This is a genomic window from Vibrio sp. 10N.286.48.B8, assembly GCF_003050085.1.
In the GTDB taxonomy this organism is placed as follows: domain Bacteria; phylum Pseudomonadota; class Gammaproteobacteria; order Enterobacterales; family Vibrionaceae; genus Vibrio; species Vibrio crassostreae.
Genome location: NZ_PIGD01000042.1, coordinates 1 through 5441, shown reverse-complemented (window position 1 = coordinate 5441; position 5441 = coordinate 1). Strand labels below are relative to the sequence as shown.

Here is a 5441-nt window from a genome sequence, read left to right as displayed (position 1 = left end):
TCCTGTCGGGTTTCGCCACCTCTGACTTGAGCGTCGATTTTTGTGATGCTCGTCAGGGGGGCGGAGCCTATGGAAAAACGCCAGCAACGCGGCCTTTTTACGGTTCCTGGCCTTTTGCTGGCCTTTTGCTCACATGTTCTTTCCTGCGTTATCCCCTGATTCTGTGGATAACCGTATTACCGCCTTTGAGTGAGCTGATACCGCTCGCCGCAGCCGAACGACCGAGCGCAGCGAGTCAGTGAGCGAGGAAGCGGAAGAGCGCCCAATACGCAAACCGCCTCTCCCCGCGCGTTGGCCGATTCATTAATGCAGCTGGCACGACAGGTTTCCCGACTGGAAAGCGGGCAGTGAGCGCAACGCAATTAATGTGAGTTAGCTCACTCATTAGGCACCCCAGGCTTTACACTTTATGCTTCCGGCTCGTATGTTGTGTGGAATTGTGAGCGGATAACAATTTCACACAGGAAACAGCTATGACCATGATTACGCCAAGCTTGGTACCGAGCTCGGATCCACTAGTAACGGCCGCCAGTGTGCTGGAATTCGCCCTTCGAAGCATCCATCTACAGCTATGGTAACTATAATTTCATTATCCTAACTTTTAACATAATTATAACCTTACGGTCTGTATTGTTCTGCTCAATATTCAGAGATATCGTCTTATCGTAGCCTTGTAATTTAAATGTTTGCTTGGGAGCTGTAATCATAATGTGTTCTTTTATAATGAACAAGTGCAAATAATCCACTAAAGAAGAATGATATTATAAATAAACCAAATAAAGTCATTGTTAATCCAATTGAACAAATCATATTCCATCCATTTAAAGCGTCTGGATAATCAGGAATACGTCTAGGCATTAAGGGCGAATTCTGCAGATATCCATCACACTGGCGGCCGCTCGAGCATGCATCTAGAGGGCCCAATTCGCCCTATAGTGAGTCGTATTACAATTCACTGGCCGTCGTTTTACAACGTCGTGACTGGGAAAACCCTGGCGTGTTACGCGCAGCGTGACCGCTACACTTGCCAGCGCCCTAGCGCCCGCTCCTTTCGCTTTCTTCCCTTCCTTTCTCGCCACGTTCGCCGGCTTTCCCCGTCAAGCTCTAAATCGGGGGCTCCCTTTAGGGTTCCGATTTAGTGCTTTAGCCGTGGAGCTGGGGTTTTTTGTTGCTGGCGTTTTTCCATAGGCTCCGCCCCCCTGACGAGCATCACAAAAATCGACGCTCAAGTCAGAGGTGGCGAAACCCGACAGGACTATAAAGATACCAGGCGTTTCCCCCTGGAAGCTCCCTCGTGCGCTCTCCTGTTCCGACCCTGCCGCTTACCGGATACCTGTCCGCCTTTCTCCCTTCGGGAAGCGTGGCGCTTTCTCATAGCTCACGCTGTAGGTATCTCAGTTCGGTGTAGGTCGTTCGCTCCAAGCTGGGCTGTGTGCACGAACCCCCCGTTCAGCCCGACCGCTGCGCCTTATCCGGTAACTATCGTCTTGAGTCCAACCCGGTAAGACACGACTTATCGCCACTGGCAGCAGCCACTGGTAACAGGATTAGCAGAGCGAGGTATGTAGGCGGTGCTACAGAGTTCTTGAAGTGGTGGCCTAACTACGGCTACACTAGAAGAACAGTATTTGGTATCTGCGCTCTGCTGAAGCCAGTTACCTTCGGAAAAAGAGTTGGTAGCTCTTGATCCGGCAAACAAACCACCGCTGGTAGCGGTGGTTTTTTTGTTTGCAAGCAGCAGATTACGCGCAGAAAAAAAGGATCTCAAGAAGATCCTTTGATCTTTTCTACGGGGTCTGACGCTCAGTGGAACGAAAACTCACGTTAAGGGATTTTGGTCATGAGATTATCAAAAAGGATCTTCACCTAGATCCTTTTAAATTAAAAATGAAGTTTTAAATCAATCTAAAGTATATATGAGTAAACTTGGTCTGACAGTTACCAATGCTTAATCAGTGAGGCACCTATCTCAGCGATCTGTCTATTTCGTTCATCCATAGTTGCCTGACTCCCCGTCGTGTAGATAACTACGATACGGGAGGGCTTACCATCTGGCCCCAGTGCTGCAATGATACCGCGAGACCCACGCTCACCGGCTCCAGATTTATCAGCAATAAACCAGCCAGCCGGAAGGGCCGAGCGCAGAAGTGGTCCTGCAACTTTATCCGCCTCCATCCAGTCTATTAATTGTTGCCGGGAAGCTAGAGTAAGTAGTTCGCCAGTTAATAGTTTGCGCAACGTTGTTGCCATTGCTACAGGCATCGTGGTGTCACGCTCGTCGTTTGGTATGGCTTCATTCAGCTCCGGTTCCCAACGATCAAGGCGAGTTACATGATCCCCCATGTTGTGCAAAAAAGCGGTTAGCTCCTTCGGTCCTCCGATCGTTGTCAGAAGTAAGTTGGCCGCAGTGTTATCACTCATGGTTATGGCAGCACTGCATAATTCTCTTACTGTCATGCCATCCGTAAGATGCTTTTCTGTGACTGGTGAGTACTCAACCAAGTCATTCTGAGAATAGTGTATGCGGCGACCGAGTTGCTCTTGCCCGGCGTCAATACGGGATAATACCGCGCCACATAGCAGAACTTTAAAAGTGCTCATCATTGGAAAACGTTCTTCGGGGCGAAAACTCTCAAGGATCTTACCGCTGTTGAGATCCAGTTCGATGTAACCCACTCGTGCACCCAACTGATCTTCAGCATCTTTTACTTTCACCAGCGTTTCTGGGTGAGCAAAAACAGGAAGGCAAAATGCCGCAAAAAAGGGAATAAGGGCGACACGGAAATGTTGAATACTCATACTCTTCCTTTTTCAATTCAGAAGAACTCGTCAAGAAGGCGATAGAAGGCGATGCGCTGCGAATCGGGAGCGGCGATACCGTAAAGCACGAGGAAGCGGTCAGCCCATTCGCCGCCAAGCTCTTCAGCAATATCACGGGTAGCCAACGCTATGTCCTGATAGCGGTCCGCCACACCCAGCCGGCCACAGTCGATGAATCCAGAAAAGCGGCCATTTTCCACCATGATATTCGGCAAGCAGGCATCGCCATGGGTCACGACGAGATCCTCGCCGTCGGGCATGCGCGCCTTGAGCCTGGCGAACAGTTCGGCTGGCGCGAGCCCCTGATGCTCTTCGTCCAGATCATCCTGATCGACAAGACCGGCTTCCATCCGAGTACGTGCTCGCTCGATGCGATGTTTCGCTTGGTGGTCGAATGGGCAGGTAGCCGGATCAAGCGTATGCAGCCGCCGCATTGCATCAGCCATGATGGATACTTTCTCGGCAGGAGCAAGGTGGGATGACAGGAGATCCTGCCCCGGCACTTCGCCCAATAGCAGCCAGTCCCTTCCCGCTTCAGTGACAACGTCGAGCACAGCTGCGCAAGGAACGCCCGTCGTGGCCAGCCACGATAGCCGCGCTGCCTCGTCCTGCAGTTCATTCAGGGCACCGGACAGGTCGGTCTTGACAAAAAGAACCGGGCGCCCCTGCGCTGACAGCCGGAACACGGCGGCATCAGAGCAGCCGATTGTCTGTTGTGCCCAGTCATAGCCGAATAGCCTCTCCACCCAAGCGGCCGGAGAACCTGCGTGCAATCCATCTTGTTCAATCATGCGAAACGATCCTCATCCTGTCTCTTGATCAGATCTTGATCCCCTGCGCCATCAGATCCTTGGCGGCAAGAAAGCCATCCAGTTTACTTTGCAGGGCTTCCCAACCTTACCAGAGGGCGCCCCAGCTGGCAATTCCGGTTCGCTTGCTGTCCATAAAACCGCCCAGTCTAGCTATCGCCATGTAAGCCCACTGCAAGCTACCTGCTTTCTCTTTGCGCTTGCGTTTTCCCTTGTCCAGATAGCCCAGTAGCTGACATTCATCCGGGGTCAGCACCGTTTCTGCGGACTGGCTTTCTACGTGTTCCGCTTCCTTTAGCAGCCCTTGCGCCCTGAATTTTGTTAAAATTCGCGTTAAATTTTTGTTAAATCAGCTCATTTTTTAACCAATAGGCCGAAATCGGCAAAATCCCTTATAAATCAAAAGAATAGACCGAGATAGGGTTGAGTGTTGTTCCAGTTTGGAACAAGAGTCCACTATTAAAGAACGTGGACTCCAACGTCAAAGGGCGAAAAACCGTCTATCAGGGCGATGGCCCACTACGTGAACCATCACCCTAATCAAGTTTTTTGGGGTCGAGGTGCCGTAAAGCACTAAATCGGAACCCTAAAGGGAGCCCCCGATTTAGAGCTTGACGGGGAAAGCCGGCGAACGTGGCGAGAAAGGAAGGGAAGAAAGCGAAAGGAGCGGGCGCTAGGGCGCTGGCAAGTGTAGCGGTCACGCTGCGCGTAACCACCACACCCGCCGCGCTTAATGCGCCGCTACAGGGCGCGTCCATTCGCCATTCAGGCTGCGCAACTGTTGGGAAGGGCGATCGGTGCGGGCCTCTTCGCTATTACGCCAGCTGGCGAAAGGGGGATGTGCTGCAAGGCGATTAAGTTGGGTAACGCCAGGGTTTTCCCAGTCACGACGTTGTAAAACGACGGCCAGTGAATTGTAATACGACTCACTATAGGGCGAATTGGGCCCTCTAGATGCATGCTCGAGCGGCCGCCAGTGTGATGGATATCTGCAGAATTCGCCCTTACCCTAAAGGATTTGTGCTACCATGTAAATGTAAAAAGAATATATGTATAAATACAATACATAATGCTACAAAAGGAAGTATAAAATGTAATACAAAAAATCTTTTAATTGTTGGATCACTTACTGTATATCCTCCACATAACCAAATGACTAATACTGGAATTGAACACTATAGGGCGAATTGGGCCCTCTAGATGCATGCTCGAGCGGCCGCCAGTGTGATGGATATCTGCAGAATTCGCCCTTAATGCCTAGACGTATTCCTGATTATCCAGACGCTTTAAATGGATGGAATATGATTTGTTCTATTGGGTCAACAATGACTTTATTTGGTTTACTAATTTTTAAATAATATTACTATTTATTGTTTTTATGAACTTTTACTCTATTAATTTAGTTAAAGCACACTTAATAAATTACCCATGTCCATTGAACATAAACTTTTTATGGAATTACGGATTCCTTTTAGGAATAATATTTTTTATTCAAATTATAACAGGTGTATTTTTAGCAAGTCGATATACACCAGATGTTTCATATGCATATTATAGTATACAACACATTTTAAGAGAATTATGGAGTGGATGGTGTTTTAGATACATGCACGCAACAGATGCTTCTCTTGTATTTTTATTAACATATCTTCATATTTTAAGAGGATTAAATTACTCATATATGTATTTACCATTATCATGGATATCTGGATTGATTTTATTTATGATATTTATTGTAACTGCTTTCGTTGGTTATGTCTTACCATGGGGTCAAATGAGTTATTGGGGTGCAACTGTAATTACTAACTTGTT

Annotated in this window: 4 protein-coding genes and 1 pseudogene; 1 reads left to right on the top strand and 4 read right to left on the bottom strand. The window is 48.6% G+C overall.

Annotated features, from left to right (window positions below; translation table 11 throughout):
* Positions 1 to 1938 precede the first annotated feature (1938 nt).
* From CWO08_RS23500 to CWO08_RS24425, 4 genes and pseudogenes are all read right to left on the bottom strand, one after another.
* A complete protein-coding gene (locus CWO08_RS23500; protein ID WP_000027050.1) occupies positions 1939 to 2799 on the bottom strand; it encodes a broad-spectrum class A beta-lactamase TEM-116 in 861 nt (286 codons plus the stop codon).
* A 17-nt stretch (positions 2800 to 2816) separates the two neighbouring features.
* Positions 2817 to 3611, bottom strand: a complete 795-nt coding sequence (locus CWO08_RS23495) for an aminoglycoside O-phosphotransferase APH(3')-IIa (RefSeq protein WP_000572405.1) — start codon at positions 3609 to 3611, stop codon at positions 2817 to 2819.
* 28 nt (positions 3612 to 3639) lie between these two features.
* A pseudogene (locus CWO08_RS23490) lies at positions 3640 to 3942 on the bottom strand (IS4 family transposase); the annotation flags it as partial.
* A 691-nt stretch (positions 3943 to 4633) separates the two neighbouring features.
* Positions 4634 to 4783, bottom strand: a complete 150-nt coding sequence (locus tag CWO08_RS24425) for a cytochrome b N-terminal domain-containing protein (RefSeq protein ID WP_375071352.1) — start codon at positions 4781 to 4783, stop codon at positions 4634 to 4636.
* Positions 4784 to 5007: 224 nt separating this feature from the next.
* On the opposite strand from CWO08_RS24425, the gene CWO08_RS23475 reads away from it, so the two are divergent.
* Positions 5008 to 5441 (top strand): cytochrome b N-terminal domain-containing protein (locus CWO08_RS23475; protein ID WP_181360062.1); only part of this gene is annotated, 434 nt, incomplete at its 3' end.